The organism is Streptomyces sp. NPDC090119 (assembly GCF_044747085.1).
Lineage (GTDB): Bacteria > Actinomycetota > Actinomycetes > Streptomycetales > Streptomycetaceae > Streptomyces.
Map to the genome: position 1 here is coordinate 537,143 of NZ_JBIVDK010000001.1, position 14,744 is coordinate 551,886.

At 70.4% G+C, this 14,744-nt stretch carries 15 protein-coding genes; 12 read left to right on the top strand and 3 right to left on the bottom strand.

Going from position 1 to position 14,744, the window contains the following annotated elements:
• Positions 1-142: 142 nt before the first annotated feature.
• From ACIPPM_RS02405 to ACIPPM_RS02420, 4 genes are all read left to right on the top strand, one after another.
• Complete coding sequence (locus tag ACIPPM_RS02405; protein WP_401442130.1) at positions 143-985, top strand: nitrilase-related carbon-nitrogen hydrolase; 843 nt, start codon at positions 143-145, stop codon at positions 983-985.
• 45 nt (positions 986-1,030) lie between these two features.
• Positions 1,031-2,434: a dihydropyrimidinase gene (gene hydA / locus ACIPPM_RS02410; protein WP_401442131.1), complete on the top strand. Its 1,404-nt coding sequence runs from the start codon at positions 1,031-1,033 to the stop codon at positions 2,432-2,434.
• Positions 2,435-2,445: 11 nt separating this feature from the next.
• A complete protein-coding gene (locus ACIPPM_RS02415) occupies positions 2,446-3,465 on the top strand; it encodes a TIGR03842 family LLM class F420-dependent oxidoreductase (RefSeq protein WP_401442133.1) in 1,020 nt (339 codons plus the stop codon).
• Between the two features lie 134 nt (positions 3,466-3,599).
• Complete coding sequence (locus ACIPPM_RS02420) at positions 3,600-5,126, top strand: NCS1 family nucleobase:cation symporter-1 (RefSeq protein WP_401442134.1); 1,527 nt, start codon at positions 3,600-3,602, stop codon at positions 5,124-5,126.
• A 46-nt stretch (positions 5,127-5,172) separates the two neighbouring features.
• Here ACIPPM_RS02420 and ACIPPM_RS02425 read toward each other — a convergent pair whose 3' ends face one another.
• Entirely contained in the window at positions 5,173-5,844 is a 672-nt protein-coding gene (locus ACIPPM_RS02425; protein ID WP_401442135.1) for a hypothetical protein, read from the bottom strand.
• A gap of 308 nt (positions 5,845-6,152) precedes the next feature.
• Between ACIPPM_RS02425 and ACIPPM_RS02430 the strand changes: the two genes are divergently transcribed.
• The 6 genes from ACIPPM_RS02430 to ACIPPM_RS02455 all read left to right on the top strand — a co-directional run bounded on the left by ACIPPM_RS02430 (position 6,153) and on the right by ACIPPM_RS02455 (position 12,802).
• A complete protein-coding gene (locus tag ACIPPM_RS02430; protein ID WP_401442136.1) occupies positions 6,153-7,301 on the top strand; it encodes a S1 family peptidase in 1,149 nt (382 codons plus the stop codon).
• A gap of 154 nt (positions 7,302-7,455) precedes the next feature.
• Positions 7,456-9,252 carry a gamma-glutamyltransferase family protein gene (locus ACIPPM_RS02435; RefSeq protein WP_401442137.1) on the top strand — a complete coding sequence of 599 codons (1,797 nt, stop codon included), beginning with the start codon at positions 7,456-7,458 and terminating at the stop codon, positions 9,250-9,252.
• A gap of 111 nt (positions 9,253-9,363) precedes the next feature.
• Positions 9,364-10,206 (top strand): inositol monophosphatase family protein, encoded by an 843-nt coding sequence (locus ACIPPM_RS02440; RefSeq protein WP_393591981.1) that lies wholly within the window; start codon positions 9,364-9,366, stop codon positions 10,204-10,206.
• Positions 10,207-10,283: 77 nt separating this feature from the next.
• Positions 10,284-11,702: a phytoene desaturase family protein gene (locus ACIPPM_RS02445; RefSeq protein ID WP_401442139.1), complete on the top strand. Its 1,419-nt coding sequence runs from the start codon at positions 10,284-10,286 to the stop codon at positions 11,700-11,702.
• Positions 11,699-12,208, top strand: a complete 510-nt coding sequence (locus ACIPPM_RS02450) for an O-acetyl-ADP-ribose deacetylase (protein ID WP_401442141.1) — start codon at positions 11,699-11,701, stop codon at positions 12,206-12,208. Before ACIPPM_RS02445 ends, ACIPPM_RS02450 begins: the two co-directional genes overlap by 4 nt.
• Positions 12,209-12,217: 9 nt before the next feature.
• A complete protein-coding gene (locus tag ACIPPM_RS02455) occupies positions 12,218-12,802 on the top strand; it encodes a DUF6461 domain-containing protein (RefSeq protein ID WP_401442142.1) in 585 nt (194 codons plus the stop codon).
• A 3-nt stretch (positions 12,803-12,805) separates the two neighbouring features.
• Here the strand turns inward: ACIPPM_RS02455 and ACIPPM_RS02460 are convergent, their stop codons facing one another.
• A complete protein-coding gene (locus tag ACIPPM_RS02460; RefSeq protein ID WP_401442144.1) occupies positions 12,806-13,114 on the bottom strand; it encodes a hypothetical protein in 309 nt (102 codons plus the stop codon).
• A gap of 238 nt (positions 13,115-13,352) precedes the next feature.
• Positions 13,353-13,661, bottom strand: coding sequence for a DUF3224 domain-containing protein (locus ACIPPM_RS02465; RefSeq protein WP_401442145.1), 309 nt, complete (start codon positions 13,659-13,661; stop codon positions 13,353-13,355).
• Positions 13,662-13,950: 289 nt separating this feature from the next.
• On the opposite strand from ACIPPM_RS02465, the gene ACIPPM_RS02470 reads away from it, so the two are divergent.
• Entirely contained in the window at positions 13,951-14,103 is a 153-nt protein-coding gene (locus ACIPPM_RS02470; RefSeq protein WP_401442146.1) for a hypothetical protein, read from the top strand.
• Positions 14,104-14,132: 29 nt separating this feature from the next.
• Positions 14,133-14,666 (top strand): helix-turn-helix domain-containing protein, encoded by a 534-nt coding sequence (locus ACIPPM_RS02475; protein WP_401444133.1) that lies wholly within the window; start codon positions 14,133-14,135, stop codon positions 14,664-14,666.
• Positions 14,667-14,744: the final 78 nt, after the last annotated feature.

Here is a 14,744-nt window from a genome sequence, read left to right on the forward strand (position 1 = left end):
TGGGAAAACGGCGGTGAAACATGGCCACGGAAAGACGTGACACGGTGGCACGCCCACACCCCGCAGACGTGACACGCTGCCACTCAAACCGGCCGCGCAACCTTCTTAGGCTCCCCCTACGTCGAGCTAGCCGGAGGTCCCGATGAGCCGAGTGATCCGCGCCGCCCTCTTCCAGACGGCCTGGACGGGCGACAAGGAATCCATGACCCAGGTGCACGAGCAGGCGGCCCGCGACGCCGCCGCCCAGGGCGCCCAAGTCCTCTGCTTCCAGGAGCTGTTCTACGGCCCCTACTTCTGCCAGGTCCAGGACAAGGCGTTCTACGAGTACGCCGAGCAGATCCCCGAGGGCCCCACCGTCCGCCGCTTCCAGGCGCTGGCGAAGGAACTGGGCATCGTCCTGGTGCTGCCCATGTACGAGGAGGAGCAGCCCGGCGTCCTCTACAACACCGCCGCCGTGATCGACGCGGACGGCTCTTACCTGGGCAAGTACCGCAAGACCCACATCCCGCAAGTCCAGGGATTCTGGGAGAAGTTCTACTTCCGTCCCGGCAACAGCGGCTGGCCCGTCTTCGACACCGCCGTCGGCCGGATCGGCGTCTACATCTGCTACGACCGCCACTTCCCGGAAGGCTGGCGGGCGTTGGGCCTCGCCGGAGCCGAGATCGTCTTCAACCCCTCGGCCACCTCACGCGGACTCTCCCGCTATCTCTGGCAGTTGGAGCAGCCCGCGGCGGCCGTCGCCAATGAGTACTTCGTCGGCGCCATCAACCGGGTCGGCGTGGAGGACCTGGGCGACAACGACTTCTACGGCACCACGTACTTCGTGGACCCCGAGGCCCAGTTCGTCGGGGAGGTGGCGAGCGACAAGGAGACCGAACTCGTCGTCCGCGACCTCGACATGGCCAAGCTGCGCGAGGTCCGCGACCGCTGGCAGTTCTACCGCGACCGCGAGCCGAACGCGTACGGCCCGCTGACCGCGCCGTAACCGACAGGTCCCGTTCAGCAGACCGTTCGATCCAGGAGCAGGAGCATGGGCACCCGTACCCTCATCCGCAACGGTCTCGTCATCACCGCCTCCGACGAGATCCACGCCGACGTACTGATCGAGGACGGCCGTATCGCCGCCCTCGCCGCCTCCGGAACCGCCGCCGCCGAGGCGTTCACGGCGGACCGGACGATCGACGCGACCGGGAAGTACGTCATCCCGGGTGGCGTCGACGGCCATACCCACATGGAGATGCCGTTCGGCGGCACCTACGCCGCCGACACCTTCGAGACCGGCACCCGGGCCGCCGCCTGGGGCGGCACCACCACCATCGTGGACTTCGCCATCCAGAACGTCGGCGGCACCCTGCGCGAGGGCCTGGACGCCTGGCACCAGAAGGCCGAGGGCAACTGCGCCATCGACTACGGCTTCCACATGATCGTCTCCGACGTGAACCAGGAGACGCTCAAGGAGATGGATCTGCTCGTCGAGGAGGGCGTGACCTCGTTCAAGCAGTTCATGGCGTACCCCGGGGTCTTCTACTCCGACGACGGCCAGATCCTCCGCGCCATGCAGCGGGCCGCCGAGAACGGCGGGCTGATCATGATGCACGCCGAGAACGGCATCGCCATCGACGTCCTGGTCGAGCAGGCCCTCGCCCGCGGCGAGACCGACCCCCGCTACCACGGCGAGGTGCGCAAGGCCCTGCTGGAGGCCGAGGCGACCCACCGCGCGATCAAGCTGGCCCAGGTCGCCGGCGCACCCCTGTACGTCGTGCACGTCTCGGCGCAGGAGGCGGTCACGGAGCTGACGCGGGCCCGCGACGAGGGGCTGAACGTCTTCGGCGAGACCTGCCCGCAGTATCTCTTCCTGTCCACCGACAACCTCGCCGAGCCGGACTTCGAGGGCGCCAAGTACGTCTGCAGCACCCCGCTGCGGCCCCAGGAGCACCAGGCCGCCCTGTGGCGGGGCCTGCGCACCAACGATCTCCAGGTGGTCTCCACCGACCACTGCCCGTTCTGCTTCTCCGGCCAGAAGGAGCTGGGCCGGGGCGACTTCTCCAAGATCCCCAACGGCATGCCGGGCGTGGAGAACCGCATGGACCTCCTCCACCAGGCCGTGGTCGACGGCCACATCTCGCGCCGCCGCTGGATCGAGATCGCCTGCGCCACCCCGGCCCGCATGTTCGGCATGTACCCGAAGAAGGGCACCATCGCGCCCGGCGCCGACGCCGACGTGGTGATCTACGACCCGCACGCCGAGCAGGTGATCTCGGCCGAGACGCACCACATGAACGTCGACTACTCGGCGTACGAGGGCAGGCGGATCACCGGCCGGGTCGAGACGGTCCTCTCGCGTGGCGTACCCGTGATCACCGACCGGGAGTACACCGGCCACGCCGGGCACGGCGTCTACACCCCGCGCTCCACCTGTCAGTACCTCAACTAGGACCGGTGCCCATGGACTTCGGACTCGTACTCCAGACCGACCCGCCCGCCTCCCGCGTCATCGACCTGATGAAGCGGGCCGAGCGCAACGGCTTCACCTACGGCTGGACCTTCGACTCGGCCGTGCTCTGGCAGGAGCCGTTCGTCATCTACAGCCAGATCCTGGCGAACACCGACCGGCTGACCGTCGGCCCGATGGTCACCAACCCGGGCACCCGCACCTGGGAGGTCACCGCCTCCACCTTCGCCACCCTCAACGACATGTACGGCAACCGGACGGTGTGCGGCATCGGCCGCGGCGACTCCGCGATGCGCGTCGCGGGCCGCAAGCCCAACACGCTCGCCCGGATCAGCGAGGCCATGAAGGTCATCCGCGCCCTCGGCCGCGGCGAGGAGACCGACCTCGGCGGCACCCCGATCCGCCTGCCCTGGGTGAAGCCGGGCGCCGAACTCCCGGTCTGGATGGCCGCGTACGGGCCCAAGGCGCTGAAGATGACCGGCGAGGAGGCCGACGGCTTCATCCTCCAGCTCGCCGACCTCTACCTCACCGAGTTCATGGTGAAGGCCGTCAAGGACGCCGCCGTCGCCGCCGGCCGGGACCCCGACGAGGTCACCATCTGCGTGGCCGCCCCCGCCTACGTCACCGACGACGACTCGCCCGAAGCACTCGCCCACGCCCGCGAACAGTGCCGCTGGTTCGGCGGCATGGTCGGCAACCACGTGGCCGACCTGGTCTCCCGCTACGGCGAGCACTCCGCGCAGATCCCCGCCGAACTCACCGACTACATCAGGACCCGCGAGGGCTACGACTACGCCCACCACGGCCGCAGCGGCAACCCCGACACCCAGTTCGTGCCCGACGAGATCGTGGACCGGTTCTGCCTGATCGGCCCGGTCGACGCCCACATCGAGAAACTGAACGCACTCCGGGCCCTGGGCGTCGACCAGTTCGCGGTGTACGACATGCACGACGCGCAGGAGGCCACCATCGACGCCTACGGCTCGAAGGTGATCCCCGCCGTCAACGCCTGAGCAGCGCAGGCGAATCGAACTCCCCCTTCCCGCCCCGCGCGCGGAAGGGGGCCAGGACGCCCGTACGGAACCCTTACGGGACGCACCCCCCCCGCACGGCCTGTCCCGACCCTCCCATCCGATTGGCCTGCACCATGACCGACACAGCAGCCATACCACCAGCCGATCAAGTCACCCTCGCCGACGGCCGGGTGGAGATCGCCCCCGGCGCACCCGCCCCCAGCGGCCCCTACGCCAACGAGGACCTGCTCCCCGTACCCGCCGCCAAGCGGACCTGGACGACGTACAACTTCTCCGCGCTGTGGGTCGGCATGGCCCACAACACCGCCTCCTGGACCCTGGCTTCGGGTCTGATCGCGGTCGGCATGGACTGGAAACAGGCCGTGTTCACCATCGCGCTGGCCAACCTGATCGTGCTGGTGCCGATGCTGCTCACCGGGCACGCCGGGCCCAAGTACGGCATTCCCTTCCCGGTCTTCGCCCGCGCCTCCTTCGGTGTGCGCGGCGCCAACCTGCCCGCTGTCGTACGGGCGTTGGTGGCGTGCGGCTGGTTCGGCATCCAGACCTGGATCGGCGGCGAGGCCATCTTCTTCCTCGCGGGCAAGCTGATCGGCGACAGCTGGTCCGGCGCCTCGCACATCGGCGGCTACGCGTGGACCATGTGGCTCTCCTTCGCCATCTTCTGGGCGATCCAAGTGGCCATCATCCTGCGGGGCATGGAGACCATCCGCCGCTTCGAGAACTGGGCAGCGCCCTTCGTGCTGGTCGGCGCGTTCGTGATGCTGTGGTGGATGAGCGACCAGGCCGGGGGAGTCGGCCCGCTCTTCGACCAGCCGTCCAAGCTGGGCTGGGGCGGCGACTTCTGGAAGCTGTTCTGGCCCTCCCTGATGGGCATGATCGGCTTCTGGTCCACCCTCTCCCTGAACATCCCCGACTTCACCCGCTACGGCCGCAGCCAGCGCGCCCAGACCCTCGGCCAGGCGTTCGGACTGCCCACGACCATGACCCTGTTCGCGTTCCTGTCGGTGCTGGTCACCTCGGGTTCGCAGGCGGTGTACGGCGAGCCGGTCTGGGACCCGGTCCAGCTCGCCGCCAAGACCGACAACGTGGTGGGCCTGATCTACGCCCTGGTCACCGTGCTGGTGGCGACCCTCTCCGTGAACATCGCGGCCAACCTGGTCTCCCCGGCCTTCGACTTCTCCAACGTGGCGCCGCGCAAGGTCAGTTTCCGCACCGGCGCGCTGATCACCGCCGTCCTCGCGGTGCTGATCTTCCCGTGGCGGCTGTACTCCGACCCACAGGGCTACATCTTCACCTGGCTCGGTCTGGTCGGCGGTCTGCTCGGCACGGTCGCGGGCATCCTGGTCGCCGACTACTGGTTCCTGCGCCGCACCCGCCTCGACCTGGCCGACCTGTACCGCGCGGGCGGGCGTTACTGGTACTCGGGCGGCTGGAACTGGCGGGCGGTGGTCGCCTTCGTGGTGGGCGGTGTCCTCGCCGTCGGCGGCGCCGACTTCCACCCGCTGATCGACGGCCGCCCGATCCCGGCCCTCAGTCCGCTGGCGAACTATGGCTGGGCGGTCGGACTCGGCACATCGCTGGTGCTGTACGTGGTGCTGACGCTGGCGAGCGGCAAGAGGAGTGCCCCAGCGTCGAGTTGACGAGGCAAGTCCCGGTGGCCGAGGTGCGGCCGCCGGGACTTCTCGCCTACTTGGCGCCGCTCCGCAGGGACGCCACCGCGTCCTTCGCCGCCTTGATCGCGCCCTTGTTGATCGTGGACGTGTCCGGGGCCCTCTTGCTCTCGAAGTCGCTGCCGCTGTAGGTGACGACCACCAGGGCGTTGGCGACCCGGGCCAGCACCACACCCTCGCGGGTCTGCTGCTTGTCCTCGGTGGTGAGGTTCACGACCGAGTAGCCGCCGTCACCGAGCCCCGGCACGGCTCCGCCGCCGCTCTTCTCGGTGACCCGCTGCTGGTACTCCTTCTCCGCGGCGTCATCCGTGGCGGCCACCTCGTAGGAGACGTCCAGCCAGCGGTAGTCGTAGCCCTTGAGGGCGTTCCAGGAGCAGGTCCGGCGCAGCGTGGAGTCGGTGGACGGTATCTCCTTGCCCGCCGTCTTCGCGCCGGGCACCAGAGACTTGACGGTGGCCACGGGCACACCGGTGCAGGGCGCGGGCGCGGCGTCGTACGTCTTCGCGGCGGGCGCGGCGGAGGACGCGGCCGGGACGGCGGAGGCGTTGGTGGACGTCTGACTTCCCTGCGCCGTACCGGAGTTGGCGGTGGCGGCGGGACCCGAGCTGAGGGCCCAGCCCGCGACGGCCAGCACGACGACCGGGGACAGGCGAGCGGTGAGGGCGAGCGGCAGAGGCAGAGAACTCACGGCGCACTTCTCGTGGGGGAGGGGGTGACGGAAGGGGTCCGCAGGGACGGGGGACGCCAGTCTCACACGAGGGACGCGCGACGCGGAAGCCCGAACTCGCTGTGTACCCGACCCGTGACACGGACCGTGCGCCGAGGAGTCGCATACCGCCCGTTTCTCCATGGCCGCCACAGCCGGAAGAGAGGCCGTGTGATTGGCATGGACCTGTTGTGAAGGTGCCGCTAGGCTCTGCCCCGCACTGATGAGAGCGCTCTCAGAAATCGGCTGTTCCACCCCCACCTCGTTGGAACGACGAAGGGCAACTCCCCATGAGACGCAAGAAAGTCATGCGCGCCGCCGCGGCCGCACTCCTCATGCTCGGTGGTCTCTCCGCGGCGGGCACCCTCCCCGCCTCCGCGCAGAACGCCGGCGAACCCCTCGCCTCCCAGAGCATGCTGACCGCCATGCAGCACGACTTCGGGCTCACCAAGTCCCAGGCCGAGGCCCGCCTCAAGGCGGAGCGCGCGGCCACCGACCTGGACCCGAAGGCACGCGCCACCGCCGGTGCCGCGTACGGCGGTTCCTGGTTCGACGCCAAGAGCAACCGGCTGACCGTGGCCGTGACCGACGACGCCTCCGCGAGCGTCCGCCAGAAGCTCCAGGACGCCGGGGCCACCGTACGCACGGTGGCACGCAGCGCCCACGAGCTGGACGCGGCCAAGGCACGCGTCGACCGCCTCAAGGCCCCCAAGTCCGTGACCAGTTGGCGCGCCGACCCGAGCACCGGGTCCGTCGTGATCGACGTGGTCCGCTCCAAGGCCGCCGACAACGATGTCCAGCGCTTCCTGGCGAGCGCCCGCCAGGCGGGCCCCGTCACCGTCAACAAGGTCGCCGAATCGGTGAGCACCCTCGCGGCCGGGACGGTCGGCGGAGACCCGTACTACACGGGCAATGTCCGCTGTTCCATCGGCTTCTCGGTGTACGGCGGCTTCGTCACCGCCGGTCACTGCGGCCAGCCCTCGTCCGCCGTGTACGGCTGGGACCGGTCCTACGTCGGCAACTTCCAGGGCTCGTCGTTCCCCGACAACGACTACGCCTGGGTCAACGTCGGCAGCGGCTGGTGGACCGTACCGGTCGTGCTCGGCTGGGGCACCGTCTCCGACCAGCTGGTGCGCGGCTCCAACGTCGCGCCGCCCGGCACCTCCATCTGCCGGTCCGGCTCCACCAGCCACTGGCACTGCGGCAACGTCCTCGCGCTGAACGAGACCGTCAACTACAGCCAGGGCGCGGTGCACCAGATGACCAAGACCAGCGTCTGCGCCGAACCCGGTGACTCCGGCGGCTCGTTCATCAGCGGCGACCAGGCCCAGGGCGTCACCTCCGGCGGCTGGGGCAACTGCTCCAGCGGCGGCGAGACCTGGTTCCAGCCGATCAACGAGATCCTGGGCCGTTACGGCCTGACCCTGCACACCGCCTGACCCTCCTCGCGCACAACGGCCCCGCGGGCAGCCTGCTCGCGGGGTCTTCGCGCGTGCTGCCTCGTAGGTGCCTCTTGCGTCGGCTCGGGCGGAACAAGTTTCATCCTGCATGAGTCACCGGGCAGAGCTGACACCGTGCAGGGAAGAGGCAAGCATGTTCACCACCCGTCCCACCCTCCAGGGCACCTTCGGCATGGTGTCCAGCACCCACTGGCTGGCCTCGCAGTCGGCCATGGCCGTGCTGGAGGACGGCGGCAACGCCTTCGACGCGGCCGTGGCGGGCGCGTTCGTCCTGCACGTCGTGGAACCCCACCTGAACGGCCCGGCGGGCGAGGTGCCCATCCTGCTCGCCCCGGCCGACGGCGAGGTACGGGTGCTGTGCGGGCAGGGCGTCGCCCCGGCGGGCGCCACGGTCGCGCACTACCGGGCCCTCGGACTCGACCTCGTACCCGGCACCGGGCCCCTCGCGGCCGCCGTGCCCGGCGCCTTCGACGCCTGGCTGCTGCTTCTGCGCGACCACGGCACCAAACCCCTGGACGACGTGCTGAAGTACGCCATCGGGTACGCGGAGGACGGCCACCCGCCCGTGGAGAACGTCACCGCGACCGTGGAGAGCGTGCGGGAGCTGTTCGAGACCGAGTGGACCAGCTCGGCCGAGGTGTACCTGCCCGGCGGCCACGCCCCCCGCCCCGGCGAGCTGCTCCGCAACCCGGCCCTCGCCGCGACCTGGAAGCGCCTGCTCGCCGAGACCGCGGGCGCGGGCGACCGGGAGGCCCGTATCGACGCCGCCCGCGCGGTGTGGCGTACGGGCTTCATCGCCGAGGCCCTGCTCCGCCAGTCCCGCCGCCCCACGCTGGACTCCAGCGGCTCGCGTCACACCGGCACCCTGACCGAGACCGACCTCGCGGACTGGACGGCGAGCTACGAGGCTCCGGCCACGTACGACTGGCACGGCTGGACCCTCTGCAAGGCGGGCCCCTGGAGCCAGGGCCCGGCCCTCCTCCAGCAGCTCGCCCTGCTCCCGGCCGACCTCCCGGCGTACGGCGGCGCCGACTACGTCCACCTGCTGATCGAGGGCTGCAAGCTCAGCATGGCCGACCGCGAGGCGTGGTACGGCGACGCGGACGAGGTGCCGCTGACCGAGCTGCTGTCGGCGGAATACAACACCGCCCGGCGGGACCTGGTCGGCGCCGACGCCTCCTGGGAGCTGCGGCCGGGGAGCCCCGGCGGACGCACGCCCCGGCTGCCGAAGCTCGCCCACGCGCGCGTGCCGGGCGACGCGGTGGGGGTGGGCGAGCCCACGGTGGCCATGGCGGCCGAGCCCCGGGTGAGCCCCGACGGCACCACACGCGGGGACACCTGCCACCTCGACGTGGTCGACCGCTGGGGCAACATGATCGCCGCCACCCCCAGCGGCGGCTGGCTCCAGTCCAACCCGGTCGTGCCCGAACTGGGCTTCCCGCTCGGCACCCGGCTCCAGATGACCTGGCTGGAGGAGGGCCTGCCGAACACGCTGACGCCGGGCCGCCGCCCCCGTACGACGCTCTCCCCGTCGCTCGCCCTGCGCGACGGCGTGCCGGTGCTGGCCTTCGGCACCCCGGGCGGCGATCAGCAGGACCAGTGGCAGACGCACTTCTTCCTCGCGGCGGCCCTGCGCGCACCGGTCCGGGGCGGCCTCGACCTCCAGGGCGCCATCGACGCCCCGAACTGGCACAACGACGGTTTCCCCAGTTCGTTCTACCCGCGCGGCCAGCGGCCCGGCAGCGTGACCGTCGAGTCCCGGATGCCGGAGGAGGTCGTCGCGGAGCTGCGCCGCCGGGGGCACGACGTCACCGTGGGGGCCGCCTGGTCGGAGGGGCGGCTGTGCGCGGTCGCCCGCGATCCCGCCACCGGGGTGCTGTCCGCCGCGGCCAATCCGCGGGGAATGCAGGGGTACGCGGTGGGCCGCTGAGCCGCCCGGCGGGGCGCGGAGTCATCCACAGCCGGGGTGGCGATGTCGGCCGGCCGGGAGGTTGTCCACAGCCGGGAGGGGGATGTCGGCGGACCGTGGTCTCATGGACACATGATCGACGACACCGGAACCATCGAGGAGTTTCTCGCCCACCACTCCGCCGACGTGGAGGAGGCGATCCGCAAGGCCGCGGCCACCGAGATCCTGCCCCGCTTCCGCCGCCTCGCCGAGCACGAGGTGGACCAGAAGAGCGGGCCGCACGACCTGGTGACCGACGCCGACCGGCTCGCCGAGCGGTATCTCACCGAGGAGCTGAGCCGCCTGCTGCCCGGTTCCGTCGTGGTGGGCGAAGAGGCCGTGCACGCGAATCCGGCGACGTACGACGCCATCCGGGGCGACGCACCGGTGTGGATCATCGACCCGGTCGACGGCACCCGCCAGTTCGTGCACGGCAACGACGGCTTCTGCACCCTGGTCGCGCTCGCCCACCGGGGCACCGTGCTGGCCTCCTGGACGTACGCGCCGGTCCGGGACCAGTTCGCCACCGCCGTGCGCGGCAAGGGCGCCTTCCTGGACGGGGAGCGCCTGTTCGCCGGGCCGCCCACGCCCGGCCGGGACCTGGCCGTGGCCGTCTCCCACCCGGACTACACCACCGAGGAGCAGAAGCGCGCGTTGCGGGCCCTGTGGACCGACGGGGTGGCCCCGCGTTCCTGCGGCTCGGCGGGCCTGGAGTACCTGGCGATAGCGCGGGGCGAGACCGATGCCGTGGCCTTCTCCTGGGAGGCCGCCTGGGACCACGCGGCGGGCCTGCTGCTGGTGGAGGAGGCGGGCGGCGCCCACCTCACCCTCACCGGTGAGCCCTTCCGGATAACCGGCGGCAACGCGCTGCCGTTCACCGCCGCCCGCGACGCCACCACGGCCCGCAAGGTCGGGGAACTGCTGCGCACCGGGTGACGGATGCGGCCGGGGGGCCGCGGAGACCCCGGCCTATGCTGATCCGAGTTGCCATCGGCTGACGAGGGGGTCGGAAGGTGCCGTCGATGCTGGACGCGGTCGTGGTGGGAGCGGGGCCGAACGGGCTGACCGCCGCCGTGGAGCTGGCCCGCCGGGGCTTCTCCGTGGCCGTCTTCGAGGCGCGGTCCACCGTGGGCGGGGGCGCCCGCACCGAGGAGCTGACGCTGCCCGGCTTCCGGCACGACCCCTGCTCGGCCGCGCATCCCCTCGGGGTCAACTCGCCCGCGTTCCGCGCGATGCCACTGGAGCGGTACGGGCTGCGCTGGCTGCACCCCGAGCTGCCCATGGCTCACCCTTTCCTGGACGGCAGCGCGGCCGTGCTGGCCCGCTCGGTCGCGGAGACGGCCGCGTCCTTCGGCCCGCGCGACGCGGGCGCGTACCGCCGCCTGATCACCCCCTTCCTGCACCGCTGGGACACCCTGCTGCGGGACTTCATGTCCCTGCCGCTGACCGCGCTGCCCCGCGACCCGGTCACCCTGGCCCGCTTCGGCCTGGCCGGCCTGCCGCCCGCCACGGCTCTGATGAGCCGCTTCCACGACGAGCGCTTCAAGGCCCTCTTCTCCGGCCTGGTCGCCCACGCGATCGCCCCGCTGAGCGGCTTCGCCACCGGCGCCATCGGCCTGGTCTTCGCACTCGCCGCGCACGCCCGGGGCTGGCCGCTGCCACAGGGCGGCTCCCAGTCGATCTCGGACGCCCTGACGGCGTACCTGCTCGACCTCGGCGGCACGGTGCACACCGACTACGAGGTCAAACGCCTGGACGACCTCCCCCCGGCCCGCGCCTACATCTTCGACACCTCACCCACCGCCCTGGCCCGTATCGCGGGCTTCGGCAACTACTACGACGGCTACCGCTACGGCCCCAGCGTCTTCAAGATCGACTACGCGCTGGACGGCCCGGTCCCCTGGACCGCCCCCGAGGCCCGCGTGGCGGGCACGGTCCAGCTGGGCGCGAACCAGGCCGAGATCGCCCGCGCCCTGCGTGCCGCGTCCCGCGAGGACCGCGCCCCGGACCCCCCGTTCCTGATCACGGTGCAGCCCAGCGTGGCCGACCCCACCCGCGCCCCCGAGGGCAAGCAGGTCTTCTGGGTCTACGGCCACGTCCCCAACAACTGGCAGGGCGACCTGACGGACGCGATCGAACGCCAACTGGAGCGCTTCGCCCCGGGTTTCCGCGACCGAGTCCTGGCCCGAGCCACGGCGGGCCCACCCGAGCTGGCGGCGCGGAACGCCAACTACATCGGCGGCGACATCGCCTGCGGCGCGGTGGACGGCCTCCAACTCCTGCTCCGCCCCCGCCCCACCCTCTTCCCCTACCGCACCCCCCACCCCGCCGTCTTCCTCTGCTCCTCCGCGACTCCCCCCGGCGCCGGGGTACACGGCATGTCGGGCCACAACGCGGCCAAGGACGTCTGGAGAAGGCTGAGGCAACGATGACCACGATCACGCTCGTCCAGGGCGACATCACGGAGCAGCGCGTCGACGCGATCGTCAACGCGGCGAACTCGTCCTTGCTGGGCGGGGGAGGGGTGGACGGCGCGATCCACCGCCGAGGCGGCCCGTCGATCCTGGCCGCCTGCCGCGACCTCCGCGCCTCCCACTACGGCGGGGGTCTCCCCACGGGCGAGGCTGTCGCCACGACTGCGGGGGATCTTCCGGCGGAGTGGGTCATCCACACGGTGGGCCCGGTGTGGCAGGGGCCCGGCTCCGATCCGGCCTTGCTGGCGTCCTGCTATCGGGAGGCACTGCGGGTGGCGGACGAGGTGGGGGCACGGACGGTCGCGTTCCCGGCGATCTCCACCGGGGTGTACCGCTGGCCTGCGGAGGAGGCGGCGCGGGTCGCGGTGGAGACGGTGCGGGCGGCTGATACGGGGGTGGAGGAAGTTCGGTTCGTGCTGTTCGACGAGCGGATGTTCGGGTTGTTCGCGGGGGAGTTGGGCTAAGGGGGAGGCGTGACCGAGGGCATCGCATGGATTCTGGAGCCCTGTCTGATCGACTCCGTGACGTTCGCCCGCGGTGCCGAGCCTGCCGAGCTTGCGCTCCGGCTGGGAGCGCGTCCAGGTGAGCAGCCGCGGCGGGCGTCTTCGGCAGAGGCGATGGACCTGCTCGCGGGTGGTGGCGTCGAAAGTGTCGTCAGGGTGGGACGCGCGGGCGACTGGTCCTTCGCCATCGAGTACGGCGACGCTGTCGGTCCCACCAGCAGCGGCCTGAGTGCTGTCTCTGCCATGGGGGTGGAGGCGGTCAGCTTCTCCTTGAGCCCGTGGCATCCGCCGTCGATGTTCACCTACCACCACGACGGCGACCACGTCTGCTCATTCGGCATAGGGGAAGAATCCCGCCGGTGGGGCAAGAATCCCGACCTGCTGGTTCCCGCGCTCACCAGGGCGCGAGTGCTACCGGCTCAGCCACAGCTGAGCGATACGGACGCCGAACGCGTCCGTCGACTGAGCGTCCTGGCGCTCGAGGAGCACTTCCGATTGCGCCTGCCACGGGTGGACGTGATGGACGGGCAACTGCCCACCTTCCTAGGGCGGTAGTGGTCAATAAAGCCGGCATTCCCAGGGCTCGATTTCAGGCTCCCCTGGAGGCAGCTTCCCCGTGCAGTACTGATAGAGCCACACCGCTGCCCGGCGCTCCGCGTACTTCTCATTGACTGGTTCACCGTGCTCGTCCAGTTCGAGAGTATTGGCGAAGATCGCCACGCAGATTTCCATCTGTGAGGGTGACTCGCGCAGCTCTTCCCAGTAATCGATCCCGTCCAACATCGGATGGCCCACCGATCCTCGGGCAAGCCAGCCGGCGAAGCGTCGCAGGGCCCCCGAGGCGCCGTGAGTGAGGTGCGAAGACATACGAAGAACTTAGTGGTCGACGCTCGAAGTCCTTCGGGGGTTGACCCGAGAACAGGGTTTGTGGCGAGACTGGGCCGGGTTGTTTGGTTGTAGAGCGAGGCTGCCACCAGGGTCGGGCCGCCGTATAGCGCCGCCGCTGCTGCTCGCCGGGCCCAGTCGCTGATCGCCCAGTCAGGGGGTGTCGTTGACGAGTATGTCAACGACACCCTGATGGTCCAGACGGCGAGGCGGGCATGTGTCAGCCCAGTGTGTACTCCAAAACGTAGGAGTGGCTGCCGTCTTCGGACTGGGTGATCTCGAAGGCACCCGTGATCCCCGCGAGGTCACCGGAACCTGTTCCCTGGACCACGCGGATCGCGATCTGCTCACCATGGCTACCGGGCGCGCTGTGCTGGGGGACGAAGGAGCCCTTGCGGCCGTTGAGTTCGCCCGTGAATCGCTCCACGGCGACATAGGCGGTGGGACTGCCCTCGATGTCGGCCACCGACAGCATGTGCACGGTGCTGGTGCCAGCCAAGCCGCCCTGGAAGGTCTTGGTGATCCGCACGGCCAAGCGCGGCGCCCGGGCCTTCGTCGAGCACCTCCGGTTCGAATGATGTGAGGTTGAACGTTCCGCTGGCCTTCGTGCTCATTCCGCACCCCTCGAATCTTGATCGTCTGTATCGCGCAGCAGCCTTGCGCACAGCACTGACAATCCCTGCACGATGACCGTCGAAAGCCCGGCTCAGTACTTGCGGCAGGGCGTCGACGCCATGACGTCGCAGGATGCAGGGACGGGTGTGGCCTGGTGTCGGCCCGTTCTCCGTTGTCCTCGAAGGATCGGCCGCTTTCCTCCCATGCCCCTCGCCTCCGCCGTGCCCGTCGTGCTGACCGCCTCCGAGCGCCACCGGCTGAGGAAGATGGCCTACGGCCACAAGACTCCGCATCAGGCCCGGCAGCGGGCAACCATCGTGCTACTGGCGCCCGAGGGCGCCCCAACGCCCGGATAGCCGCGCAGACCCGGCTGCACGTGGACACGGTGCGCACCTGGCGGGGCCGCTTCGCCGCTGGAGGCATGCCCGCCCTGGCTGACCGCAAGCGGTCCGGCCGGCCGGTCTCGTTCACCGCGCTGCAGGTTGCCGAGGCCAAGGCGCTGGCCTGTCAGTTACCCGCCGAGACCGGCGTTGGCCTACCTGGCCGCCTACGACGTCCATCACGCCCGTGTCTTTGGCCGCTGCGAACCCAAGACCGGCATCAGGCCCTTCATGAACCTGGCCACCCAAGTCATGACCACCGAGCCCTACGCCAGTGCCAGACGCGTCTTCTGGATCGTCGACAACGGCTCATCCCACCGAGGGAAGAAGGCCATAGATCGCTTGACCAGGGCGTTTCCGAACGCTGTCATGGTCCACACCCCCGTGCACGCCTCCTGGACGAACCAGACCGCTACAACGCCACAGCACAGCCGTTCCAGTGGAGGTTCACCACCTCCGACCTGGACGATCTGCTGGCCAGGCTCGACCGACACACACTCGATCGGCCGGAAGAATCCTCCGCCCGTCTCACCGCATGATCAAACCCCGAAGGACTTTGAGCGTTGACCACTTAGCTTCACTCCCGGGCCCGGCCCATGGTCCGCAGCGTCGTCGCC